Source organism: Paenibacillus polysaccharolyticus (assembly GCF_023714295.1).
Lineage (GTDB): Bacteria > Bacillota > Bacilli > Paenibacillales > Paenibacillaceae > Paenibacillus > Paenibacillus polysaccharolyticus_A.
Window position 1 is genome coordinate 28,899 of the sequence record NZ_JAMAUN010000007.1, and the last position, 25,061, is coordinate 53,959.

18 protein-coding genes and 1 tRNA gene are annotated in these 25,061 nt (G+C 47.4%); 2 read left to right on the forward strand and 17 right to left on the reverse strand.

What is annotated here, in order from left to right:
• Positions 1-124: 124 nt before the first annotated feature.
• The 17 genes from M3629_RS17125 to M3629_RS17205 all read right to left on the reverse strand — a co-directional run bounded on the left by M3629_RS17125 (position 125) and on the right by M3629_RS17205 (position 22,694).
• Positions 125-1,678, reverse strand: a complete 1,554-nt coding sequence (locus M3629_RS17125) for a LysM peptidoglycan-binding domain-containing protein (protein WP_251508683.1) — start codon at positions 1,676-1,678, stop codon at positions 125-127.
• Between the two features lie 417 nt (positions 1,679-2,095).
• Positions 2,096-3,022 carry an RluA family pseudouridine synthase gene (locus tag M3629_RS17130; RefSeq protein WP_251508685.1) on the reverse strand — a complete coding sequence of 309 codons (927 nt, stop codon included), beginning with the start codon at positions 3,020-3,022 and terminating at the stop codon, positions 2,096-2,098.
• Positions 3,019-4,323 carry a glutamate-1-semialdehyde 2,1-aminomutase gene (gene hemL, locus M3629_RS17135; RefSeq protein ID WP_251508687.1) on the reverse strand — a complete coding sequence of 435 codons (1,305 nt, stop codon included), beginning with the start codon at positions 4,321-4,323 and terminating at the stop codon, positions 3,019-3,021. The genes M3629_RS17130 and hemL overlap by 4 nt, the downstream gene beginning before the upstream one ends.
• A 381-nt stretch (positions 4,324-4,704) precedes the next feature.
• Positions 4,705-5,706 carry a porphobilinogen synthase gene (hemB, locus tag M3629_RS17140; protein ID WP_251508689.1) on the reverse strand — a complete coding sequence of 334 codons (1,002 nt, stop codon included), beginning with the start codon at positions 5,704-5,706 and terminating at the stop codon, positions 4,705-4,707.
• 100 nt (positions 5,707-5,806) lie between these two features.
• On the reverse strand, positions 5,807-7,366 hold the full coding sequence (gene cobA, locus M3629_RS17145; protein ID WP_251509249.1) for a uroporphyrinogen-III C-methyltransferase: 1,560 nt from the start codon (positions 7,364-7,366) through the stop codon (positions 5,807-5,809).
• Positions 7,367-7,370: 4 nt separating this feature from the next.
• Positions 7,371-8,321 (reverse strand): hydroxymethylbilane synthase, encoded by a 951-nt coding sequence (gene hemC / locus M3629_RS17150; protein ID WP_251508691.1) that lies wholly within the window; start codon positions 8,319-8,321, stop codon positions 7,371-7,373.
• A 2-nt stretch (positions 8,322-8,323) separates the two neighbouring features.
• Entirely contained in the window at positions 8,324-8,974 is a 651-nt protein-coding gene (locus M3629_RS17155) for a precorrin-2 dehydrogenase/sirohydrochlorin ferrochelatase family protein (RefSeq protein WP_251508693.1), read from the reverse strand.
• A gap of 4 nt (positions 8,975-8,978) precedes the next feature.
• Positions 8,979-9,806, reverse strand: a complete 828-nt coding sequence (gene ccsA / locus M3629_RS17160; protein WP_435368243.1) for a cytochrome c biogenesis protein CcsA — start codon at positions 9,804-9,806, stop codon at positions 8,979-8,981.
• 14 nt (positions 9,807-9,820) lie between these two features.
• The gene (gene hemA, locus M3629_RS17165) at positions 9,821-11,206 is read right to left on the reverse strand and encodes a glutamyl-tRNA reductase (RefSeq protein ID WP_251508695.1); all 1,386 of its coding nucleotides are present in this window, start codon (positions 11,204-11,206) and stop codon (positions 9,821-9,823) included.
• Between the two features lie 341 nt (positions 11,207-11,547).
• Positions 11,548-12,213: a ribosome biogenesis GTP-binding protein YihA/YsxC gene (gene yihA / locus M3629_RS17170; protein WP_251508697.1), complete on the reverse strand. Its 666-nt coding sequence runs from the start codon at positions 12,211-12,213 to the stop codon at positions 11,548-11,550.
• Between the two features lie 234 nt (positions 12,214-12,447).
• Positions 12,448-14,787: an endopeptidase La gene (gene lon / locus M3629_RS17175; protein ID WP_251508699.1), complete on the reverse strand. Its 2,340-nt coding sequence runs from the start codon at positions 14,785-14,787 to the stop codon at positions 12,448-12,450.
• Positions 14,788-14,873: 86 nt separating this feature from the next.
• Positions 14,874-16,631 carry an ATP-dependent protease LonB gene (gene lonB / locus M3629_RS17180; protein WP_090919138.1) on the reverse strand — a complete coding sequence of 586 codons (1,758 nt, stop codon included), beginning with the start codon at positions 16,629-16,631 and terminating at the stop codon, positions 14,874-14,876.
• Between the two features lie 238 nt (positions 16,632-16,869).
• Complete coding sequence (gene ispG / locus M3629_RS17185) at positions 16,870-17,967, reverse strand: flavodoxin-dependent (E)-4-hydroxy-3-methylbut-2-enyl-diphosphate synthase (protein ID WP_090919140.1); 1,098 nt, start codon at positions 17,965-17,967, stop codon at positions 16,870-16,872.
• A 120-nt stretch (positions 17,968-18,087) separates the two neighbouring features.
• Positions 18,088-19,341: an ATP-dependent protease ATP-binding subunit ClpX gene (clpX, locus tag M3629_RS17190; RefSeq protein ID WP_090919142.1), complete on the reverse strand. Its 1,254-nt coding sequence runs from the start codon at positions 19,339-19,341 to the stop codon at positions 18,088-18,090.
• Positions 19,342-19,353: 12 nt separating this feature from the next.
• Positions 19,354-19,944, reverse strand: coding sequence for an ATP-dependent Clp endopeptidase proteolytic subunit ClpP (gene clpP, locus M3629_RS17195; RefSeq protein WP_090919143.1), 591 nt, complete (start codon positions 19,942-19,944; stop codon positions 19,354-19,356).
• A gap of 386 nt (positions 19,945-20,330) precedes the next feature.
• Positions 20,331-21,671, reverse strand: coding sequence for a trigger factor (tig, locus tag M3629_RS17200; RefSeq protein ID WP_251508701.1), 1,341 nt, complete (start codon positions 21,669-21,671; stop codon positions 20,331-20,333).
• Between the two features lie 135 nt (positions 21,672-21,806).
• The gene (locus tag M3629_RS17205; protein WP_435368240.1) at positions 21,807-22,694 is read right to left on the reverse strand and encodes a hypothetical protein; all 888 of its coding nucleotides are present in this window, start codon (positions 22,692-22,694) and stop codon (positions 21,807-21,809) included.
• Between the two features lie 276 nt (positions 22,695-22,970).
• Between M3629_RS17205 and M3629_RS17210 the strand changes: the two genes are divergently transcribed.
• Together M3629_RS17210 and M3629_RS17215 are read left to right on the forward strand one after the other, a co-directional pair.
• Positions 22,971-23,044, forward strand: a tRNA-Arg gene (locus M3629_RS17210).
• A gap of 744 nt (positions 23,045-23,788) precedes the next feature.
• Positions 23,789-25,027, forward strand: a complete 1,239-nt coding sequence (locus tag M3629_RS17215) for a CynX/NimT family MFS transporter (protein WP_251508704.1) — start codon at positions 23,789-23,791, stop codon at positions 25,025-25,027.
• Positions 25,028-25,061 lie beyond the last annotated feature (34 nt).

Below are 25,061 nucleotides of genomic sequence, written 5' to 3' on the forward strand. Positions count from 1 at the left end.
TCAACCTGACAACAGCGGAACGAGGTTATTAGACAACCGGAATATTGAAAAACAAGTAAAACCCGCAATCCCTATAAGGAATTACGGGCTGTTTCAATAGGATACGGTATCCTGTAATCATTGACTAAGGAATATATAGAATCTGTCCTTCTTCAACAACCTGTTCAGTCAATCGATTATATAACTGAAGCTCTCTGGTGCTAAGCTGATATCTATCTGCAATGGCATCCAGTGTTTCTTCGCGCTGTACGATGCACAGTTTGACTTTGCGGAAAGGCGTCTGATCCACAATCGTACCCAGGAACAGATTTTTCCATTCTACATCTTCTGCCTGACGATCCTCTTCCGAAACAACTCCATCTGAAACCTCCTCACTGCGTTCACCCTCAACTCCACGGACTGCCCGGCCGGATGATAACAGAGAAGAAATGCCCACGCCTTCTTCTTCTCTTCGTGACGATTCTTTCTTGCTACCAAAAGCAACCTTAAGCTCTGGCTTGTCTTCCGCCTCAGCTATTGCCTCAGGGAGGAATTCCTCATTCTGTAAAAGAGAGGCTTCCTCTGCCACTTCAAGTGAAGGCCGATCTTCTTCGGGCTGATCCGTTTCAGATACAGCAAATACTTCTTGCCAGTTCTCGGTCTGCGGCTGCGCCGAAGCATTTGAAATGAACTGCTCTCCTTTCGAACCACCTGACCGCGCTTCTTCAAAGTGCCATACTTCAGGCGTGGTCTCTTCAAGTGGTTTCCAGGCTGCTTCAGAACGCGTTTGCTCAGAAGCTTCTGAGTTCCATGGTCCTGAATTTTCGGATACATGATTAACCGAAGGTTCGGACCATGCCGAGTTTTCGTCCTCTATCGGAAGCAATGGCTCCGCTTCAGGATAAGAGGCTAATCTGTCAGCCGTTTCAGCCATGAATGACGAGATTGGAGAAGGGACTTCATGCATTTCATGTGATGCCTGTGATGGTACAATATCCGCATCCGAATCAGGCAATCTATTTTCATTCCATTCATCGGTTGAGGCAACATCAGATGTTAACGGCTCGGTGGATGACTGGTTCCAGTAAGCTTGCGATAGTTCTTCATACCCTGATTGCTGTTCACTTCTTGGAGACAAATCAGCAGATTCTGGTGAACCATATGCAACAAGCTCGGCCGTGTCCGCCAGCTCTTGCTCTTCGTTATGCAACTCGGCTTGTTCCGATATCTCGAACTGCTTTGTCTGACCCAATTCGCTCTCCCTGCTGTCAGACTGAGTCTCGGGGGAATGAACAACCGTGAATTCGTCTGCCGACCACACTTGTGGCTCTTCTGCCGGGAAACCTTCGATACCACGCAGGGACAGTACACCTGTAATATTCAGACTCCGGCTGGATAACAGGTCTACATCAAAATTTTCAATCTCGATTGAAATATCATCAATGGATCTGACGCGGTTTAAGGGCACGGTAATTTCGACAGGAATAAAATGCTTTAACTCCTCCGAATCCTCGCTTTCCCCCCGGTACGTTCCTGTAAGTAACAGATGCCCCCTCAAGGTGGCATGGTCGTCCTGTCCAATCACCTGAATACGCGGATAGAGTTCAATTTCCTCCAGTTCCTCAATGGCAGGCACTCCCTCAGACAAATGAACGCGCTCATAAATATCGAACCGCAAACCATATGGTTGATTCAACAAAGGTGGCGTCCTCCTTTCGGCATATGTTCACCATGATCCTTCTCATGGGACTGATCCATGGTCCAATCCTTCGTTACCCATCTATATGCCTGAACTAGGGTGGGCATGCCACCTTTGTTGAAAAAGCCCGTTCTGTATATGTTGAACTAAGAGTTTACACAGTCCACTCCGATGACAGAAAAACCTGGAGAGTAGCGGTTATCTCCAGATTTTTTGAATTCGCTTTTCCAAAAGGAAAAATCCGGCGATAAGCGTAGGCTTCCGATGTAGCTTTCTTTCAGAAAGCTTTCAGGCGAGCGCTCCGCTTTTCCAGGTTTTTTTCTGTCCTCTCCGTTTCTGTGTAAAAAATATAGCTATCTTATATAGTCACAACACTTTTTAAGCACCTTAGGAAGCCGAAAACAAAAAACAGACCCACTAGATCAGGTCTGTCCTTTCTACGCTATGACTCTCCCTCGTTGCCAATTGTTCAAAATCCGCTGGCCACGGGTCTTGTACTTCAATTAAGGCTCCGGTTAAAGGATGGTTAAATCTCAGCACCTCGCCATGTAATGCTTGCCTGCCTATGATGTCCGAACGGCCCCCATACAGTTTGTCACCGACAAGAGGGTAGCCGGCATAGCTGAGATGCACGCGAATCTGATGTGTACGCCCCGTTTCCAGCTTCAGACGTACCAGCGTTGCCCTCTCCCATGCATGCACGATGTCCACATGAGTAATTGCATCCTGGCCTCCTTCGGAGACACGTCTGCGTTGCTTGTGATGTCTGTCCTTACCAATCGGCGCATCAATCTTGCGGAGATCACTGGGTACTTGTCCGCCTGTGATAGCAACATACTGACGATCAATCGCTTTGAGACGCATCGCTTCATCCAGTTTGGCGAGCGAAAATGCATTTTTGGCATATAAAACAGGTCCGGTCGTATCTTCATCCAGACGATGAACATGACGTACACTGGTCTCGATCCCATTGATCTCATAATACGAAGCTACCGCATGATCCAGCGTAACGACCTGTTCTTCACGACTTCCATCCGGATGAAGCTTCATACCGGCCGGTTTGTGCACGACGAGACAGAAATCATCCTCATACAATACATCCAGATCAGCCCAGCGTGTCTCCACACCCAGCGGTTGCACAGCAAAAAGGGCCAGCCGAAGCCGGTCCCCTGCTAGCTGTACTCCCTGGGTTGCCTTGAGCTGACGCAGCAACTTCTCCGGGAACTTGAGTTCAGACAGGAGCCACTGTTCAGCAGCAGCTTGTCTGTCCTCTTTTCCAGTCACCGCCTTGCCTGGCATCAGCTCAAGCCATTGACCGCGACGTTTCCAGCTTTTTATACTCATAGCGACTGCAAAGCCTTACGGTTGGCCTCAATGGTATCCTCGATATCCTGCTCCGTATGCACACCGGACACAAACATCCCTTCATACTGGGACGGCGCCACGCTAACGCCTTGATCAATCATCGCTGCAAAATAACGGCGGAACTGATCCAGGTTGCTTTCTTTGGCAATATCATAATTCGTTACCGGTACAGCACTGAAGAATGGGCACACCATTGAACCGACACGGTTAATTGTTACCGCCACACCTGCTTCTGCTGCATTTTTCTCGAATCCAGCCTGCAAACGTGCAGACAACATCTCCAGACGATCATAAACTTCCGGTGTCAAAAGTTTCAGCGTCGTATAACCTGCAGCCATAGCCAGCGGATTACCACTTAGCGTACCAGCTTGATAGATTGGCCCTGTCGGCGCAATCTGTTCCATCAGATCCCGGCGACCGCCATATGCTCCTACAGGTAATCCGCCGCCGATGACTTTACCTAGGCACGTTAAATCCGGTGTAACGCCAAAACGACCTTGTGCACAGTGAAGTCCTACACGGAACCCCGTCATCACTTCATCAAAGATGAGCAGGCTTCCATACTCCGTAGTCACACTACGCAATCCTTCCAGAAAACCAGTAGCGGGAGGTACGACACCCATATTCCCGGCAACTGGCTCCACGATTACACCCGCTATTTCTTCTCCAAATCGTTCAAAGGCAAGACGCACGGACTGCAAATCATTGTAAGGAACCGTAATTGTATTTACGGCCACACCTTCAGGCACTCCAGGACTGTCCGGCAGTCCCAGGGTGGCTACTCCTGATCCAGCTTTGATCAGCAAACTGTCTGCATGACCATGGTAGGAGCCTTCAAACTTCAAAATTTTACTGCGTCCGGTTGCCCCACGTGCCAATCGAATAGCACTCATGGTTGCTTCCGTTCCGGAATTCACCATGCGCACGATATCGATGGAAGGCACACGCTCACACACCAGCTTTGCCATCTCTGTCTCAAGCAGGGTTGGTGCACCAAAGCTTGTGCCTTTAAGGGCTGTCTCCCGGAGTGCTTCCACAACTTCAGGATGAGCATGTCCCATAATCAGCGGACCCCATGAACCTACGTAGTCAATGAACACATTGCCATCAATATCGTAAATTTTGGAGCCCTCGCCTCGCTCGGCATAGATCGGCGTGAGTCCGACGGATTTGAACGCCCGAACCGGGCTGTTCACCCCTCCAGGTATGTACTGCTTGGCTTCCTCAAATGCGCTACGTGAGCGCTCATCATTGCGACGATTGCCTTGTTGTGCAGTCATGAACATCCTCCTTAATGTAAAGGCCTCGCTTGCAGAGAGACTGATGCATTTAATGACTAGATAAGTTGAACTAAAGATGTTTAGACAGACACTCCGATGACAGAATAACCTGGAGAGTAGCGGTTATCCCCAGATTTTTTGATTCTATTTTTCATAAGGGGAAAATCCGGTGATAAAGACTGAGCCAATGCTTCCGAAGTAGCTTTCTTTCAGAAAGCTTTCAGCTCCGCTTTTACAGGTTTTTTCTGTCCTCTCCGTTTCAGTGTAAATGATCTGTTCAACTTATATAGTCTGCCGCACCACTCTCTAAAAAAGCAAGGTCTATAGGTTTTATTGGCATAGATAAACAACATATATGGTTACTCGTTGGTAGTCATTGGTTTACTTCTCAGTCAGCCACCTTGATGCATCTTTGGCGTAATACGTAATAATCATATCTGCCCCGGCACGTTTCATGCTGAGCAAGATCTCCATGGCTACTTTTTGCTCATCAATCCATCCTTGAATTGCGGCTGCCTTGACCATTGCATACTCCCCGCTCACATTGTACGCCACGAGCGGAAGATCAAACTGATCCTTGATGGTACGCATAATATCGAGATAGGATAGTGATGGTTTCACCATCAGCATGTCCGCTCCCTCAAGCACATCCGTTTCCGCTTCGCGCAACGCTTCTCGAGCATTCGCCGGGTCCATCTGATAGGATTTCCGGTCTCCGAATTGCGGTGTGGAATCTGCTGCTTCACGGAAAGGACCATAAAATGCCGAAGCGTATTTGACGGAATAAGACATAATCGGAATATGGTTAAAACCATTCTCATCCAGCCCTGCACGAATCGCTTGTACAAAACCGTCCATCATATTCGAAGGTGCAATAATATCTGCGCCAGCCTTCGCTTGCGATACGGCCGTTTGCACCAGCAACTCCAACGACTCGTCATTCAGAACATCACCGCAGATATGTCCATCAATCTCCGTAGTATGCACCATGCCGCAGTGACCATGATCGGTGAATTCACATAGACAAGTGTCTGCAATCACCAGCAATTCGGGATACCAGGATTTGATCAATCTCGTCGCTTCCTGCACAATGCCATCGTCTGCAAAACCGGATGAACCTACACTGTCTTTTGTTTCCGGAATCCCGAACAGCAGTACAGCCGGAATGCCAAGCTCTGCGATTTCTTTGACTTCTTCTTGCAGACGATCCAGCGAGAAACGGAATACACCCGGCATCGATTTGATCTCGGATTTTACATTTTCACCGTATGTGACATAGATCGGTTGAATAAAATCATCCACAGTCAAGTGTGTCTCTCTCACCATATTGCGAATGCCTGCCGATTGACGTAAACGGCGATGACGTACGATTGGAAAACCCATTTAACCTATACCTCCTAAAATTCCATTTTGTAAAAAGGGAAGCGCGCTGGTTCTTCTCGAATTCAGCACGCTTCATATGTTCAGCCGAAGCTAATCCACCCTAATTGTTGACAATACCGACACTGCCAGCACGTTTCCACTCACACAAAACATCGACCAGGCTAGTCATTGTGGCTTCTTTCGCCATAAGAGTAACCTCCAGTCCAGCAGCCTCCGCAGTCTTCGCGGTAACCGGACCAATACAAGCAACCTCTACTCCCTCCAGCAACGGCAACGGATCTTCCACACCCATTCGTTTCAGCATCTTCATGAAGTTTTTCACGGTGGATGAGCTTGTAAAGGTCACTGCATGAATACCGCCCTCTTCAAGAAGCTTAAGTAATTCGTCATCATCCTCACCTGCAAGAATGGTGTCATAGATGATCGCCTCGGTAACGTGAAGTCCGCGTTCTGACAATTGCTCCGGCAACCACGACCGTGCGAGATCGCCGTGTGGAATCAGCACATTCTGGCCTGCCTTCAACTCACTTTCAAAAGCTTCGAGCATGCCTTCTGCCTGAAAAGGCCCTTTGACAACTTCGGGTGCAATACCGTGCTTGCGAAGTGCCTCTGCCGTAGATGGTCCTACTGCTGCAATTCTTGCCTGATGAAGCGAGCGAATGTCCTTACCTTCGTTTTCCAGATGACGGAAGAAAAACTCCACCCCATTGACACTTGTGAAAAAGACCCAATCAAACGTATTTAACGCATGCAGCGCATCTTTGACACTTTGTTTGGAAGATTCGCTGGACGGCATAACCGTCTCAATGACTGGGAACTCATAGGGCTCACCGCCGAGTTCTTCAATACGATTCACCAGTTCACTCGCCTGACTGCGGGCACGGGTAACCAGAATTCGTTTGCCGAACAGCGGCAGCACCTCTGCCCATTTCAATTGCTCCCGCTGGTTGACCACATCTCCAACAACGATGACAGCTGGTGGCTGAAAATTCGCCGCAATGACTTTGGCTTCGATATCTTCCAGCGTACCCGTGATGGTATCCTGTTCTGCCCGAGTTCCCCAACGTACAAGCGCCACAGGTGTGCTGGCCGGACGGCCATGACGAATGAGCTGTTCGCTAATATAGCCGATCTTGGCAACCCCCATCATAAACACCAGTGTGCCCGTAGCGTTGGTTACTTTATCCCATTGAATACTGCGATCCAGCTTGTCTGGACTTTCATGTCCGGTAATGATCGAAATAGAGGAAGCATAATCCCGGTGCGTCACCGGAATACCCGCATAAGCAGGTACACTGATTGCTGCGGTTACTCCAGGTACGATCTCAAACGGAATGCCGTTTTTGTGCAGCAACTCCGCTTCTTCCCCTACCCGTCCGAATATGGTCGGGTCTCCGCCTTTCAAACGTACAACCACTTTGCCTTCAAGCGCCAAGTCCACAAGCAGCTGATTAATCTCTTCCTGTTTCATCGTATGTCGATCCGGTCGTTTCCCCACATAAATTTTGACTGCACCGGGTTTCATCAGTTTCAACAATCGCGGACTCGCGAGCCGATCGTAAACCACGGCGTCAGCCTTGCCTATGCTTTCCCAACCTTTTACCGTAATCAGCCTTGCATCCCCAGGACCCGCACCTACCAAAAAGACTTTCCCCGCCATGCCTTCATCCCCTAACTTCTGCCAGTATCTGTTCAGCCCCACGATCAATTAATCTCCAAGCCACTTCTTCTCCCAGGCGAACCGGATCTTTACCGCTCAATGTTTCCTTTAAAATCAGTCTGCCATCCGGCATCCCAACCATTCCCGTTAATTGTAACTTGTTTTCACTGTTCAGGGAATCATCTTCCGGCACCCACACCGCATGTGCCCCGATCGGCACCTGACACCCTCCGTTTAACACACTCAGGAAACGACGCTCTGCCATGACCGGCGCAGCTGTTGCTGGATCGTTATAGAGGGTGAGCAAATGTAGTAGCTCCTCGTCATCCACACGGCACTCAATGCCAAGAGCACCTTGGCCCACAGCCGGAAGGCAGGCTTCCTCAGACAAATATTCGGTAATTCGATCCTCCCAGCCCATCCGATACAAGCCTGCTGCTGCCAAAATAATGGCGTCCAGACCTTCGGTTTCGAGCTTCCGCAGACGTGAGTCGATATTGCCACGGATCGATTCCAGCTGAAGATCAGGTCGGTACGCCTTCAACTGACTTGATCTCCGCAGACTGCTTGTTCCAACCCGTGCACCCTCTGGCAGTCGATCCAGCGTAAGCCCGCCGCGAGAGACTAACGCATCCCGAGGATCAGCTCGGCGGGGAACGGCACCGTTAACAAGTCCTTCAGGAAGCTCGGAAGGCATGTCCTTCATACTGTGCACGGCCATATCGATGGTGTGATCAAGCATCGCCTGTTCAATCTCTTTAACAAACAAGCCTTTACCACCCACTTTGGATAAGGTTACATCCAGAATGAGATCTCCCTTTGTCACGATCTTATGTACCTCAAAATCAAAAGCTAAACCTTCCCGCTCACAAATATCACGTAAATCTTGAATCACATATCCGGTCTGGGTTAATGCCAGGGCACTTTGTCTGCTGCCCACTTTAATTGTACGCATATCTACATTTCCTCCTGATTACGGGATATCCAGTTCCCGATTTTTTCTTCGCTCCACCACTGAAACTGACCCGTGCGGATCATATCCAAAATGTCCATTTCCGTTAAACGGCGCAGCAGCGTACTTCTTACAGCTGGAGGCAAGCCGCGAGATTTGATCTCCATTCTCATCTGATGTAAAAAATCAAGATACGTCTCGTATTCATCTCCAAACTGTTGTTCAAGCAAAGCACGAATCTCGGCCGCCGCCGCAGGTCCTGCACCGGCAGTCGAGATGGCAATGCTTAACCGACCTCGCCTCACCACACTCGGCGTAATAAAACTGCTATTACCGGAAGACATCGCATCGTTCACCAGTATTGCCCCAGCTTCAGCTTCTTGAACTACTGCATCGTTAACTTGCAGGTCGTCCGTTGCTGCATATACGAGAAAGGCCCCCCGCAAATCTCCATTGCGGTAGGACCGGGCTATCCACTCGATTCGGGATTCCTGATGCAATTGTTCGAGAGTGGGCGTGAGCAGAGGACTGACGACCGTAATTCGGGCCTCAGTCTGCAACAACCCTCTTACTTTACGCTCAGCAACACGTCCTCCACCGATCACGAGAACAGATTTGTCTGAAGTATTCACATAAATCGGCGTGTAATGTTCCATGTCCTCACTCTCCCGTCCAGCGATGAAACGCCGAATACGCATTGGATAAAAAGCTGATGATGACAAGCGCATATCCAATCAATGTCCATCTCGACATAATCATCATCGAAAATTGCTTTCTTTTTTTAACTATAAAATAACCAACATAGATGGCAATCGCGAGCCCCGTCGCAATCACCTTCAGATCGAGCAACAGATGCCACCGTCGTTCCGCAACGATGGACAGTACAGCCAGTACAACCGATACTCCCAGAAGCGGAGTACCAATCAAGGTGGCCCCATCCATATATTTTCCAATGACCTCCAGGCTGGGTAAACGCCGTACCGTATCATTCCATTTTTTGTTTTTCAACTTATGATGTAAGAACAGGTACAACAGTGCAAACACCGAAGCAACCGTTAGAGCTGCAAAGCCCAGATTAGCCAGTGTAATATGCATAATTAACAAACCGTGAACCGTCTGCCAGTTGTGCAATGATATCTCGCCCGCTGTAAACCATAGCCGGTTCAAAACCGTTACCGAGAATCCAACGATATTGAGTAGCAGGATAACAAACTCTGAGCGTTGAACCCGGGTCATAATCAATGACATCAGCACAATGCTGAACGAAAAAATAAACAAAAAATCAAATGTAGTATAGATCGGGAAGTGACCTTCAGCCCACATTCGCATGATAACATGGGTCACTTGCAGTCCCCAAACAACAACAAGAAACCCTGTGCCTGTCCGCTTCGCCCCCGCATTGCGTCGAATGCAGTCCGAGAAATAGAACAGTAGGCTCAGGGCATACATATAAATTAAAGCTTCATAGACTTGTTCAGCAAGGGTCAAGTTGCCCACCTGCCTTATACGCCTGCCGGGACATAAGCCGGCACGGGGTCTTGCCGGTTTTCGTTCAGGTGAATCGCTGGTTTGCCCAGAGCTGTTGCATCGCTCTGATTCACTTTTTCTGCAGCCACTTCCACTGCATCCTCCAGCGCGAAAATCTGCGTAAACATGCGCAGTGCTTCATCACCTTGCTTCGTACCTGCCATTTCCTTAATCCGATTAATCGGATCGGTTGTCATTTGGTTGACAATGCTTTTGGTCAAACGACGAATGACTTTACGCTGATGCTCATCCAGCTCCGGAAGCTTGTTGAACAGACTATCCATTGTTTCTTCATGAATGGATACGCCTTTCTCTTGCAACGCCCGAATAACTGGGCGAACGCCAAGTGTTCTGAGCCACTGGTAATAATCTTCCATCTCCAGTTCAATCATTCTCTCAATCTTCGCAGCTTCGACCTTACGCATCTCCAGATTGCTCTCCACAATGCCTTCCAGATCATCAATATCGTAGAGAAATACGTTAGAGATTTCGCCAATTGCCGGATCAATATCGCGTGGTACGGCAATATCAATCAGGAACAGCGGACGTGCTTGCCGGCGCTTCATGCTCTCCCGGACAATACCTGCATCGAGAATATAACGTTCTGCTCCTGTAGAGCTGATGACGATGTCTACTTCACCCAGTCTCGTGAGTGCCTGCTCCATCGTACACGGCGTTCCCCGGAATTTGCTGGCAAGTTCCTCGGCTCTGGCGAGCGTCCGGTTTGCCACGATAACTTCGGATGCACCGTTGGCATACAGATGTTTTACGGTAAGTTCACTCATTTTGCCGGCACCCAAAATAAGTACCTTTTTGTCTGTAAACATACCAAAAATCCGCTTGCCCAGTTCAACCGCAGCATAGCTGACAGAAACGGCACTCTCCCCGATGGAAGTTTCCGAATGTGCCCGCTTGCCCAAGGTAACCGCCTGTTTAAACAATTGGTTAAACCAAGTTCCGGTAGTTTTCTCTTCCTGTGCTTTGAAAAAAGCCTGTTTCACTTGGCCGAGAATCTGAGTCTCTCCAATGACCATCGAATCCAGTCCGCAAATGACCCGGAACAGATGGCGCATGGCTTGATCATCCTCATATATATATAAGTGTTGCGTAAATTCTTCCCGCGGAACGTTAAACCATTGCTCCATGAATGTTCGAATAAAATAACCGCACATGTGAAGACGGTCAACCACAACGTACAATTCCGTACGATTACAAGTGGCTACGATTACACCTTCCAATACACTCTTGGTCAGCTTGAGCTGCTGCAGCGCTTCAGACAAGTCCTTTTCTGCAAATGTGAATCGTTCTCTGACCTCTACAGGCGCCGTGCGATAATTCAAACCAACAACAACGATGTGCATTGCAAGTTCACCTGCCTAATAAATTTCCAATCAAAGTGCTTACTGTATATCTCTATCCAGTTCAGATTGACATAGTTAATTATATCACACATCAAGTCCATCACTCGCCCATTTTTATGAAATGTTTATGAAATCAACATGATGATTATCATATGCATTGTGATATATTGTAGTGTCTCACGAATGTACACCCTTATTCGTTATATGGAACGAATAGTGAATATTTGAGAAAACTGAGATTTCTGCAAACCTGTTCAAGACTGCTTATAACAAATAGTCATGGAATCATTCCATGACTATCTAGGTGCGGGATACATGATGTGTTTTTCAAATATTATAGGTTAGTAATTGTCATCCCCAGCTGTTTGAACAGTTTCTCCAGCCTCGTGATCCGTCTCTTCTTCAACTGGTGCGTACTTGTCTACGCGGGCGTGGCGGGTAATAATATCCCACAGTTCTTCCTTGCCCAGACCTTCCTCGGATGAAAAAGGGACAAACAAGTCGCCTGATCGAAGACCGAGTGCTTCCTTGATGACTTTAATGTGCTTGGCTCTGCGTGTCTTGGGAATCTTGTCCATTTTCGTAGCCACAACGACCAGCGGCAGACCATGATGGCGTAGCCATTCATTCATCATTTTGTCATCCTTGGATGGCTCATGTCTCATGTCCACCATCTGCATGACAAGCTTCAATTCATCCCGTTGTAGCAAGTACTTTTCCATCATTTTACCCCAGGCAAAACGTTGCTCTTTGGATACTTTGGCGTACCCGTAACCCGGAAAATCGACGAAATACAGATCCTGATTGATCTTATAATAGTTCAGTTGCTGGGTTTTACCCGGAGTTGAACTTGTACGCGCCAGATTTTTACGATTGATCAAACGGTTGATCAGTGATGACTTGCCCACATTGGAGCGCCCCGCCAGGGCAATCTCCGGCAGACCGTCATCTGGATATTGTTCAGGCCGAACGGCACTAATTATAAATTCAGATTGATTGACTTTCAAATTGCATCTTTCCTCTCTTGAACTCCTGTCTTGCAAGCATAACATTTCCACATTTTCATCCCGTATTATGCCATCATTCCTTCTATCATATCAAAAAAAACCTCTCCTGTACCCAAAAAAACAACTTTTGTACTCGAAAAACATCAGATTATCACGAAAAAAACCGTTCAAGCGGACGCCGAAGCCCCCGCCGAACGGTCTACTCTCCATTTAATCTTTGCGGATAAGTGTCGGTTACAGATGAATGCCTGCCTGTTCCACAAGAGCATGCTGCAACACCTGATCCATATGAGCTACGGGCACAAATTCCACATCTTCCTTGATGCTATCCGGAATGTCGCGCAGATCTCTTTCGTTATCCTTTGGTAACAATATTTTTTTGTAACCCGCACGGTGGGCTGCAAGTGACTTTTCTTTCAAGCCGCCAATCGGCAACACCCGTCCGCGTAATGTAATTTCACCTGTCATAGCAATGTCTTTCGACACATGTTTATTCGTCAGAGCTGAGATCAAGGCTGTTGCCATCGTAATACCGGCTGATGGGCCGTCTTTAGGGATGGCACCTTCTGGTACGTGGATGTGAATGTCGTTCTTCTCATGGAAATCAGACGCAATGCCGAGCTGTGCTGCTTTCGAACGTGTATAACTGAAAGCTGCCTGAGCAGATTCTTTCATAACGTCTCCGAGCTTACCCGTAAGCGTCAGCTTGCCTGTTCCCGGCACCACGGTTACTTCGATCACAAGCGTGTCTCCGCCCACCTCAGTCCATGCAAGCCCGGTTACCGTACCAATCTGATCTTCCAGCTCAGCCATGCCATAGCGGAATTTGCCCGGACCGAGATAGTCCTTAACATCATCCGGCAAGATCACAATCTGACCCTCTACACCGGATACGATATTTTTAGCCGCCTTCCGGCAAAGTGATGCCATTTGCTGTTCCAGATTTCTCACACCCGATTCACGCGTATACTCACGAATGACTTTTAGCAAGCTATCCTCTGGCACTTCCAGTTGGTCTTCTTCGAGACCGTGATCCTTCTTCTGTTTGGGCAACAAATAGCTTTTGGAGATTTGCAACTTCTCCAGCTCGGTGTAACCCGGAATATTCAGCATTTCCATACGATCCAATAATGGACGCGGAATGTTGTGCACCGTGTTCGCAGTAGTTATGAACATAACGTTAGATAAGTCAAAAGGCAACTCCACAAAGTGATCACTAAACGTATTGTTCTGCTCCGGATCCAACACCTCCAGCAATGCAGACGAAGGGTCTCCACGGAAGTCTGAAGCCATTTTGTCGATCTCATCCAGCAAAAATACCGGGTTAAGTGATCCTGCTGTTTTCATCCCCTGAATAATACGTCCAGGCATCGCACCTACGTAGGTACGGCGGTGTCCACGAATCTCTGCTTCATCCCGCACGCCACCGAGGGAGATACGCACAAATTCCCGACCGAGTGATCTTGCGATTGAACGGGCCAGAGAAGTTTTACCTACCCCTGGAGGGCCAACTAGGCAAAGGATCGGACCTTTGAGTTTTTTGACAAGTTTCTGCACGGCCAGATACTCCAATACACGTTCCTTGGGTTTCTCCAGACCGTAATGGTCGGCGTTTAGCACATCTTCGGCCTTCTGGATATCCAGATCATCATCCGTCACCTGGCTCCAAGGTAACGCAAGTAGCCAATCCACATAGTTGCGGATGACACCACCCTCGGCAGAACTTGCAGGCATTTTCTCCAGTCGATCAATTTCCTTCTCGACCTTCTCCTTCACCTTGTCCGGCAGGCCCAGACTTTCCATCTGATTACGAAGTTCTTCCACTTCGCCCGCACGGCCCTCTTTTTCACCGAGTTCCTTCTGAATCGCCTTCATCTGCTCACGCAAATAGTATTCTTTCTGGGTTTTCTCCATCTGTTTCTTTACACGTTGGCTGATCTTGCGTTCAAGCTCCAGCACTTCACGCTCATTATTCAGGATGTCCAGCAGTTTCTCCAGACGTTCCCGAACGTCGATGGTCTCCAGAATTTCCTGTTTGTCCTTGATTTTCAGAGACAAATGGCTTGTAATAACGTCCGCAAGACGCCCCGGTTCTTCAATGTCTGATACGGCAGCGAGTGTCTCGGGGGTTACTTTTTTGGACAGATTGATATAATTCTCGAACTGGTTCAGAACGGTACGCATGAGGGCATCTGTCTCGGGATGAGCGTTCTCTTCCTCAGGCAGTTCTAGCGCCAGCACCTCGTAGTATTCTTCGTTGTCCGTATATTCAATAATTTCAGCCCGTTCCAAGCCTTCCACAAGTACTCGGATCGTTCCGTTGGGTAGCTTTAACATCTGTCTTACCTTAGCTACGGTTCCAATGCGGAAAATATCCTCTCGTGTAGGTTCCTCAATATTTACCTCGGCTTGGGAACATAGGAGAATCAAATGTTCTTCTACCATCGCTTTTTCTAAAGCCTTGACCGATTTCTCCCGGCCCACATCGAGATGCAGCACCATACTCGGGTAGACGAGAAGTCCTCTTAAAGGCAGTAAAGGAAAACGACGACCTTTCGATTTGCTCGGTCCCATCGCTTTCGCACCTCCAATGGCTCTCAGGTTGTAGTCATTCATTATTCTATCAAATGTTCACATAAAAAACCAATGAAGGGAAGCGCTTAGCAGCTTCCCGAATCTGTAACTCGCCCTGGACGAGGTGACTCTGCCCTTAAAAAGGAGGCGGATGCCGGAGGAAAGATCTCCGGTTTAGGTAATGCCGTCTCTTCTGCAACTACCTGCTGTTCCACTTGTTGCGCTCCCGGTTCCCAACCAAAGACTTCACGGAATACATCCTGAACCGTATCTACTGGGATCACCCGCAAGCCATCCAGATTGTCAAAAATGGACTGCCAATTCTCCGCCGGTATAATGACCGTCTTCGCCCCAGCCTGGAAAGCCGCCTCCACCTTCGCCAGTACACCGCCAATCGGTTTAACGCGGCCATGGATACTAATCTCGCCTGTCATAGCAATCTCGTGGTCTACAGGGCGTCCTTGAATGGCTGAAGCGATTGCTGTAGCCATGGCAATTCCGGCCGATGGACCATCAATCGGCGTACCTCCCGGGAAATTCACATGTAAATCATAATCACTCGTGCGGATGCCCATCGCTTTCAAGACGGTTAACACATTTTCAACCGAACCTTTAGCCATACTTTTCCGCCGAAGTGTACGGGAACCGCCTCCAATCTCTTCCTCATCCACGACGCCTGTGATATTGATGCGGCCCTGGTCTTTCGGTGCAGGAACCGCTGACACCTCAATCTCCAAGATGGTACCCATATTCGGTCCGTAAACAGCGAGCCCATTGACAAACCCGACCTGCGGCTGTGAAGGCACCTTACGATCCGGCCTTGGCTGGATCTGACTGCTCCCGGCAACCCACTCGACATCAGAAGCCTGAAGTGTCTCACGCTTTTCAGTGAGTGCAAGTCCAGCGGCTAGCTGAATGATATTGACCGCTTCACGCCCATTGGTCGCATATCGCTTGACCACATCTACGGCATCCGGACAAGGACTGAACCCGATTTTCTGTACAGCATCTTCCGCAATCCTTCCAATCTCCTCTGGTAACAATGGACGGAAATAGACCTCCATACACCGTGATCGTAAGGCAGGAGGGAGCTCATGCGGGGAACGTGTCGTCGCTCCAACCAGACGAAAATCAGCAGGCAACCCATTCTGAAAAATATCATGGATATAAGCAGGAGTATGCGTGTCTTCGGAGTTATAGTACGCACTTTCCAAAAAGACCTTACGGTCTTCCAGCACTTTGAGCAGTTTATTCATCTGAATGGAATGTAATTCTCCAATTTCATCAATAAAAAGCATACCACCATGTGCCTTGGTCACAGCACCCGGCTTCGGTTGAGGGATTCCCGCGACGCCCATAGCTCCTGCTCCCTGATAGATCGGATCATGAACGGAACCAATGAGTGGGTCCGCAATACCTCGCTCATCAAAACGAGCCGTTGTGGCATCCAGCTCCGTAAATTTAGCATCGGCTTTGAAGGGAGAAGTCGGGTTTTTTTTCGCTTCTTCCAGCACTACCCTTGCGGCTGCCGTTTTCCCTACTCCCGGCGGGCCATATATAATCACATGTTGCGGATTGGCACTACATAAAGCGGCCTTGAGTGCACGTAGTCCGTCTTTTTGCCCAACAATATCGTTAATGGTGGCTGGACGTGTCTTCTCCGCCAGTGGCTTCGTCAGTGATATCGAACGTAGCTTGCGCAGCTTCTCCAGTTCTTTTCGCGATTCACGCTCAACAGCAGTTCGATTCGTTTTCTGGCCTCGTAGCAAGTTCCAGAAGTATAATCCGATCACCACGCCAAAAAATAACTGTATCAACATGAATACCATGCCAAACTCACCCATATCTCAACATCCTCCTGTTCTGTCCTTCTTCTCATCTGTAATCATGCTAATACTTGGTAGTATAGCCTTTTCGACGAGACGTAAACGGAACAAGACGAATTTGTGCTTGATAATTTGTTCATGAGCAAGCAAAAAGCCCCCCACGTATGGCAGGCTTTCACATTACAACTATTTAAACGTATCACTATCGCTTGGATGATAGGAGCCATTTCTTTTTGGGAACACTTGTACAAAAAAATTAGTGCGAACGCCCAGGGATAACCCCTGTTTCTTCATACGCTTCAACAATTTTGTCGATTTCTTTTTTCAATTCCTCTACCATGATCTCTTCCGGCACTTTACGGATCATTTGTCCATGACGGAATAAAAGACCTTCTCCACGGGCACCGGCAATGCCAATATCCGCTTCTTTTGCTTCTCCTGGGCCGTTTACCGCACAGCCCAGTACAGATACTTTGATCGGCACCTTAAGCTTGGAGATATACTCTTCCACTTCGTTGGCGATGGAGAAGAGATCAATATCCAAACGCCCGCAAGTTGGGCAAGAGATCAGTGTAGCCGCATTGGAGATGAGTCCAAACGTTTTGAGCAGATCACGCGCAACTTTAATCTCTTCTACCGGATCGGCACTAAGCGAGATACGCATCGTCGAGCCAATCCCCATGGAGAGCAGTGCGCCCATGCCCGCGGAACTTTTGATCGTGCCTGAGAACAATGTACCCGCTTCTGTAATGCCAAGGTGCAACGGATACGGAATAATCTGAGCTGCTTTCGTATAAGCTTCAATGGCCATCGGTACATCCGACGCTTTGAGTGACACGATGATATCGTGGAAATCCAGTTCTTCCAAAATGCCAATGTGGAACAACGCACTTTCGACCATAGCATCAGCTGTAGGATAGCCGTACTTTTCAAGCAGATGGTTCTCTAGTGAACCCGCGTTTACCCCGATTCGAATCGGAATCCCCTTTTCCTTGCATGCTTTGACAACCTCTTCGACTTTAGCACGTTTACCGATATTACCTGGATTGATCCGAACTTTATCAATGCCATTCTCGATAGCAAGCAAGGCAAGCTTGTAGTTAAAATGAATGTCTGCCACGAGCGGGATGTGAATCCGCTTCTTGATTTCCTTAATCGCTGCCGCAGCTTCCTCATTATTCACCGTTACACGTACCACTTGGCATCCGGCTTCTTCCAATCGCAAAATTTCTGCAACTGTCGCTTCGACATCTGCTGTTTTAGTTGTACACATGCTTTGAATAATAACTTCGTTACTGCCACCAATGGTCAAATTCCCTACTTTTACGGGACGGGTGTCCTGTCTTAAATACATGAGTGATTTCTCTCCCCACAACGTCAAAGCTCCACTCTGACAAAAGACCATATATACGCCTTCTGCCCAAGTGGAGAACTGACAAGTCTATATTTCAAAGCTCAGCTGAAGTAGCACCAATTAGGCACTCTCTTCCTGCTTATCGTCCTTTGATTGGCCAAGTTCAGGCACAACTTTTTTCTCAACAACTTCTTCGGTAATAACACAGCTGGTTACGTCTTCACGTGAAGGCACTTCATACATAATTTCCAGCATGATACCTTCGATGATCGCCCGTAAACCACGTGCACCCGTATTACGCTTGATTGCTTCTTTGGCAATCGCAAGCAATGCACCCGGTTCAAACACCAGATTGACATTGTCAAGCTCAAGCAGTTTTTGGTACTGCTTCGTCAGCGCATTTTTCGGTTCGGATAGAATCCGTACCAATGTATCCTCATCCAGCGGCTCCAAAGTAGAGATTACTGGCAGACGACCTACGAATTCGGGAATCAAACCGAATTTCAGCAAATCTTCTGGCAATACCATACCGAGGTACTCACCCGGTTTCAGATCTTTTTGCTCCGTTGCGGCGTTAAAGCCAATCACTTTTTTACCGATCCGGCGTTTGATCATTTGCTCCAGACCATCAAAGGCACCACCGCAGATGAACAAGATATTGGTCGTATCAATCTGAATGAACTCTTGGTGTGGATGCTTGCGACCACCTTGTGGCGGCACCGAAGCAACTGTACCTTCAAGAATTTTCAGCAAAGCTTGCTGAACCCCTTCACCGGATACGTCACGAGTGATGGACGGGTTCTCCGATTTACGTGCTACTTTATCAATTTCATCGATATAGATAATGCCGCGTTCTGCTTTTTCTACATCATAGTCAGCCGCTTGGATCAATTTAAGCAGAATGTTCTCGACATCCTCACCCACGTATCCCGCTTCTGTCAATGAAGTTGCATCCGCAATAGCAAAAGGAACGTTCAGAATTTTCGCCATCGTTTGTGCAAGCAACGTTTTACCGGAACCCGTAGGTCCTAACAGCAAAATGTTACTCTTCGACAGTTCTACGTCCTCAATCTTGCTTTGCGTATTAATCCGTTTGTAGTGGTTGTACACAGCTACAGACAAAGATTTTTTCGCTTGTTCCTGACCAATAACATATTGATCAAGAATATCACGGATTTCTTTTGGTTTCGGAATATCTTTCAGGTCTACTTCTTCATCATGACCGAGTTCTTCCTCTACGATTTCGGTGCAAAGTTCAATACATTCATCACAGATGTATACGCCTGGTCCAGCGACCAGCTTGCGAACTTGCTCCTGAGATTTACCGCAAAAAGAGCATTTCAGTTGCCCTTTCTCATCGTTAAATTTAAACATGAAACCACCCCTTTAGGAATTGATCGGTCTGCTGAGCACCTGGTCAATAATGCCGTACGTTTTTGCTTCTTCCGCACTCATGAAAAAGTCACGGTCTGTATCCCGCTCAATTTTATCAAGGGGCTGACCTGTACGATCAACATATATTTGATTCAGTTTCTGACGAGTTTTAATGATCCATTCTGCGTGAATTTTAATGTCCGCAGCCTGTCCTTGAACGCCGCCAAGCGGCTGGTGAATCATGACTTCGCTGTTCGTAAGCGCATATCTTTTGCCTGGAGCGCCCGCGGTCAGCAATAAAGAGCCCATGCTTGCTGCCATGCCTACGCAAATGGTCGATACATCCGGCTTGATAAATTGCATCGTATCGTATATACCCATCCCTGCCGTAACAGAACCACCAGGTGAATTAATATACAAGCTGATATCCTTTTCAGGATCGTCAGCTGCCAAAAACAAAAGCTGAGCTATGACAAGATTGGCTACATCGTCATCAATCGCACTGGTCAGAAAAATAATGCGATCCTTCAGCAAACGTGAATATATATCGTAAGAACGCTCGCCTCGATTGGTTTGTTCAACAACCATTGGCACCAGACTCATGAGACCAACCTCTTTTCTACATGTAATTAGACATAGGCTGACTGTAAAGCAAACCCAAAATCATTTTAACATGTTCCTGTGACAATGTCATTTTTCAGAAAACACGTTATCTTAGGGATATTTACGATTTAGCCTGATCATATTTAACCATGTTTTCTATGTATGTGCAAATTACATCCATCCTATGCCGTCTTGGTGTTTTTTTATTTCCACCCAAGAACAAAGGTTTGAAATCAACGGAAAATGGGCACCTTGCAAATAAACGAATGAGAATCCCATATCAACACTCATTTTTCTATAAAATGGATGCTTTAATTTAAAAATAAGGCACGCAATGACTCACGTGCCTTATCGTTTATATTGCTGTCAAAATCACACAGCTTGTCTTATTTTTTGTCAGCTTCTGCAGTAGCTTCTTCGGCTGGAGCTTCAACTGGCTCAACAACTTTGCTGTTCTCAACGAGAACTTCGATTGTTTTGCGCAATTTAACTTCATCACGAAGGCTTTCCAGGGAACCGTTACCTTCGAGGATGCCACGGATCTCATCAGCAGGACGCTTGTAAGATTCAGCCATTTTCTCGAGTTCTTGGTTCACTTCTTCGTCAGAAACTTCGATGTTTTCCGCTTTGCCTACTGCTTCAAGCACCAGGTTGTTGCGAACACGTTTCGAAGCATCGTCTTGCATTTGTGCTCTCAAGTCAGCTTGAGTCTGACCGGAGAAGCTCATGAACATTTCAAGGTTCATGCCTTGGCTGCGAAGACGGTTGTCGAAATCGCGCATCATGTTCTGTACTTCACTGTCAACCATTGCTGCAGGGATGTCCACTTCAGCGTTTTCAGCTACTTTTTCTACAACTGCATTTTCCTGTGCAGCTTTGAACTCGTCTGCTTTACGGGATTCCAGTTGTGTTTTGAGGTCGGCTTTGTACTCTTCCAGAGTATCAAATTCGCTAACATCTTTGGCAAACTCATCATCCAATTCTGGAAGTTGTTTGCGTTTGATTTCATGAACTTTCACTTTGAATACCGCTTGTTTGCCAGCCAGCTCAGTTGCATGGTAGCTCTCTGGGAAAGTTACTTCCACGTCCTTGAAGTCGCCAGTGGACAGACCCACTACTTGCTCTTCAAAACCTGGAATGAATGTGTTGGAACCCAGTTCCAAGGAATAACGCTCAGCTTGTCCACCTTCGAAAGGTACACCATCAACAGAACCGTCGAAGTCGATTACAGCAACATCGCCGTTCGCCGCAGCACCTTCGTCAACTACAACCAGTTCAGCATGACGCTGTTGCAAACGCTCAAGCTCTTCTGCAACTTCTGCGTCCGTTACTTCACCTTTAGCTACAGCAACTTCGATTCCTTTATAGTCACCCAGGGTAACTTCTGGTTTCACAGTTACTTTCGCTTTAAATTTGAAGGATTGTCCTTTACCGAATTGCTCGATGTCTACGTCTGGACGATCCACTGGGAAGATATCCGTTTGATCGATTGCTTCTGTATAAGCTTCTGGAAGCAAAATGTCGATTGCTTCTTGATAAAGGCTTTCCACTCCGAAACGAGCTTCAAAGATTGGACGTGGCACTTTACCTTTACGGAATCCAGGCACGTTTGCTTGTTTCACTACTTTATTAAAAGCTTTGTCGAGTGCTTCTGTTACGCGCTCTGCACCGACTTCAACCTCAAGAACCCCAAGGTTCTTCTCTATCTTTTCCCAAGTTGCTTTCATTGTATACTTTCCCCTCCAAAATTCACATGTTCACGTAGGCGATCACGTACAAAATAACCATTTTAGTATAAACAAGTTTACATTCTTTTTCAAGGGGAATCCCTTGATACGGTTTAAGGTAAACGTTTCCGGCTCTTAATGACCGTCCAAACCGGCAGAAACAAACTGTTTCATAGAACGATACGCCTGCTCCAGTCGAAACCTCATTGCACCTGTCACAGCGTACATCGAACGCGTATTTTCCTCATCGTGCGAGCCTCCCAGACTGTCTGCAACCGTCATATGTAGCGCAGCCGCCCAAATGTCCGCCATAGCATCATTTTGCTCGAGCATTGACTGGTAATCCCGTGTTCCATAAACCGCCATAACATATTGTATCCACAGTTCCTGGGCAAAATAAAACAGCGTAGGTTCATGAACCTCCGTCTGGTCTGCCACCCGTTCCAGAATCTGCACAATCTGAAGCGGAAATTCTTCCGGTTTAAGTGGAACGTTAGCGATATCAACCTCTACTTCTTCGTCACCTCTAGTGAAATGAATGATGTCTTGTACTCCTCTACGACGCAGGGTTTGCATCACTCTGAACTGTAATAGTGGATGAAGCACCTTTGTTTGCAGCCACCCAATCAGCTCTTCATCCACTTTCGGAACGTCCAAAAATGCCAGTTGTTCGAGAGCTAGCATCGTCTGTTCAGAAAGCGGGCCTTCCATTACTGTCCGAAGCAATTTATCCGCGTAACCATCGTCCTGAGCAAGTTTCGACTTGGCGTGTTGCCTTGCCATGTCTTCCTCGCTGATGTCTTCCTCTTCTTCTCGAATGGTCTGCAATTCTGCTTCTTCATATTGAGGGAAAGCAGCCTGCAGCCACTCCAGCAACGCCCTCCACTCGTCATAGTGACGTTCTTCCTGCCCTTGGCATTGCAACAAAAAGCGAAGCAAGTCCATTGCTTCACCGTAACGTTCATTTTCAAGCATAACTGTCAACTGTATCTGGTAATAGTCCAGCGTTTTTGGAAACAGCACAATTTTGTTGTTGCGCTCGGTTTCCGGGGTTGTGGATTCCTTGATAGGAGCACCTCCTCTGTTCCTGAATCTCCAGCCCGAATCGACCGTGAATAGATATATATCAAGGAAATACGGATCTATTTTCTGATTTCTTCTGATATTCTAACATAACCTTAATTAGAAAGAAAAAAACGTTGCGGCCGCCAAATATCATATATGAAAACAAGCCTAAAATAAAATATTTGATATATTTTTTTATTTATGATAAAATCATTTTTGCTTGAAAAATTTCATGTCTCAGTAGCTCAGCAGGATAGAGCAACGGCCTTCTAAGCCGTCGGTCGGGGGTTCGAATCCCTCCTGGGACGTCAAAAAGGAAGCTTCCTTCGGGAAGCTTTTTTGCGTTCTGGGGATGAGAACCCCAGATGGTTCGTCGGAGCATTAGGTTCGGTTGCCTTGTTTCTAAGGTATTCACTTCGTCACCCCTTACCTCCTGGCTCTGACTCAAGGAAGCAAACCGTTCCTGAAAGCTATTAAACCATTTAACAAATACATCAACACCTCGCCATCGTACCAAAACCTCTAACGATCACCATGAAGCTTATTTCTCCCATTTTCACCGTTTTTATTTTCTAACGGTCACCAGAGGGCTTATTTCATCGATTTCGTGCTTTTTTTGTGTTTTTTCGCCCTAAATTGTCTAAATAGCGTTCCTAGGGATCGTTAGAATTCGAGAAAGTCTTGTTCTTCCAAATAAGGGTTCTCGTAATCGTTAGAATAAAGTGTCCATATTGAGCCAATTACGATTCTACTCCGGCTCCATCACAATCACTCAAGTCATGCTAGGGACAGGGCGTGCCAAGTACTTACATCATACTAAAATCATCTATCACACCACTTAATCCAACTAGTAATATTAATTTAAAACGATCAGAAAGAGCAGACCGACTCTTTGTTAAGTTTTACTCTCCATTGCCCGATATGACACACAATGTTATGCTTGCTTAATGAACATTGTACCAATCCATACATATCATCTTCCTTAGAAGCTGAAGTTGTACTTTGTTGGTTCAATAACTTGCTTTAAATATATATTCAGAATCAGGAGATTAATGATGTCCTCACCTACACAACAACAGCGTTTTGTCCCTTCCGGGAAGGAACAACAGTCTGAACAAACATCTCAAAAATTCGGGCTGTTACTCACTGGAATTATTGTTATCGCCGCTACGATGCGGTCGCCCATTACAGCCACTGGTCCCGTCGTGGACTTAATTCGTTCAGATACCGGCATCGGACATACGATGGCTGGATTACTAACGTCATTGCCTTTGATTGCTTTTGCAGCTGTCTCCCCTTTTGCTCCGCGCCTTGCCAAACGTTTTGGGCTGGAGACTGCCCTCCTGCTTGCTGTCATTATTGTTACCAGCGGAATCACCTTGCGCTTACTCCCCTCCGTTCTGGCTCTTTATGCGGGAACAGCGCTTCTAGGATGCGGTATTGCCCTTAGCAATGTACTCCTGCCAAGTCTGATCAAACGTGATTTCCCGTTACGAGTCGGCATTGTCACCGGACTGTATTCCGTTTCGATGAATATGTTTGCCTCGATCTCCTCCGGTCTTAGTGTACCCGTGGCAGAAGCCTCCTCGCTTGGTTGGCGGGCTTCATTAGGAGTGTGGGCCATGCTATCCCTACTGGCTGTCTTTCTATGGCTTCCGCAGGCACGGAGAGGGCGCAAACAGATGCTCTATGTCACTTTCCAGAGCAAGAACGCACCTACACGTTTACGTACTTCTTCTCTCGCCTGGTTTGTGACGTTGTTCATGGGCATTCAATCGTTGATCTTCTATACAACGATAACCTGGCTTCCCGAGATTCTCGCGGATCAGGGTTTCAGTGCTGCTTCGGCTGGCTGGATGTTGTCTCTGATGCAAATGGTTAGCGTACCCGCTACCTTTATCGTGCCGATTCTGGCTGGAAAAACACGAGATCAACGGTTGCTCACCACCATAACGTGTTTGTGCCTCATTATCGGATATGCGTTACTTTTCAGCGAAGTACCTGCACTCGTCACCATCGGGGTTGCTCTAGCCGGTATTGGTGCCGGGGCCTCCTTTGGTTTGGTAACGATGTTTTTTGTACTTCGCACCAAACATGCGCGAGAGGCTGCAAGTCTTTCCGGAATGGCTCAATCCTTCGGTTATATGCTTGCGGCAGGAGGCCCATTACTGTTCGGTTTAATGCACGACTGGACGAAAGGATGGACACTTCCATTGCTCATTCAGGTACTGCTTGCGATCGGACTGCTTATGACAGGACTTCAGGCGAGCAAAGACCGAACCGTTTCATAGTTTTATAAAAAAAGTTCACCAGGAGATCGGATAC